The organism is Paracoccus spongiarum, from assembly GCF_030732095.1.
GTDB lineage: Bacteria > Pseudomonadota > Alphaproteobacteria > Rhodobacterales > Rhodobacteraceae > Paracoccus > Paracoccus spongiarum.
This window is the reverse complement of sequence record NZ_JAVAMQ010000063.1, coordinates 1-1077: the sequence shown is the minus strand read 5'-3', so window position 1 is coordinate 1077 and position 1077 is coordinate 1. Positions and strand designations below refer to the sequence as shown.

1 protein-coding gene is annotated in these 1077 nt (G+C 65.2%); it reads right to left on the bottom strand.

All coding sequences use genetic code 11. The features are described 5' to 3' along the window. Window positions 1–1036: NAD(P)(+) transhydrogenase (Re/Si-specific) subunit beta (locus tag Q5Y72_RS19680; protein WP_305965079.1), on the bottom strand; the 1036-nt coding region annotated here is incomplete at its 3' end. Between the last annotated feature and the right edge of the window lie 41 nt (window positions 1037–1077).

The window sequence follows — 1077 nt, the reverse complement described above, 5'->3', positions numbered from 1 at the left end:
ATTCGCTGACCGCGCCCTGCGCCTGCGCCACGGCCATGCCATAGCCCGGCACGATCACCACGCTGTCGGCCTCGTTCAGCGCCGCCGCCACGCCGTCGGCGTCGATGGCGACCTGCTCGCCCTCGATAGCGGCCGCGGGGCCGGCCTCGCCACCAAAGCCGCCCAGGATGACGCTGACGAAATGGCGGTTCATCGCCTTGCACATGATGTAGCTGAGGATCGCACCGGACGAGCCTACCAGCGCGCCGGTCACGATCAGCAAGTCGTTGCCAAGCGTGAAGCCGATCGCCGCCGCCGCCCAGCCCGAATAGCTGTTCAGCATCGACACCACCACCGGCATGTCGGCGCCGCCGATGCCCATGATCAGGTGATAGCCGATGAAGAACGCCAGCAGCGTCACCAGGATCAGCCAGAACACGCCCGATCCGAAGCCGGTGAAATACAGGATGCCGAACAGGATCGACAGCGTCATCGCGCCGGCGTTCAGCATATGTCCGCCCGGCAGCTTTTTCGGCTTTCCGTCCACCTTGCCGGCCAGCTTGCCGAAGGCGACGACCGATCCGGTAAAGGTCACGGCGCCGATGAAGATGCCCAGACACACCTCGATCTTCAGCATCGCGATTTCGGCCGGCGTCTTGTGCGCCAGCACGGCGGCAAAGCCCTGGAATTCGTGGGCGACGCCTTCGGCCTTGATCCGCAGCACGCGGGCCAGTTCGATCTGCGCGTTGAAGCCCACGAACACGGCCGCAAGACCGACGAGGCTGTGCATCGCCGCGACCAGCTGTGGCATTTCGGTCATCTGCACGCGCTTGGCGACGACCCAGCCCACCGAACCGCCGATGGCGATCATGATGACGGACAGCAGCCAGTTGCCCGCGCCCGGCCCGAACAGAGTCGCCAGCACCGCAAGGGCCATGCCGACAATGCCGTACCAGATGGCCCGTTTGGCGCTTTCCTGACCCGACAGGCCGCCCAGGGCGAGGATGAACAGCACGGCGGCGACCACATAGGCGGCCGTGGTGAATCCGTATTCCATATGCCCCTACTCCTTACGACTTCTGGAACATGGCGAGCATC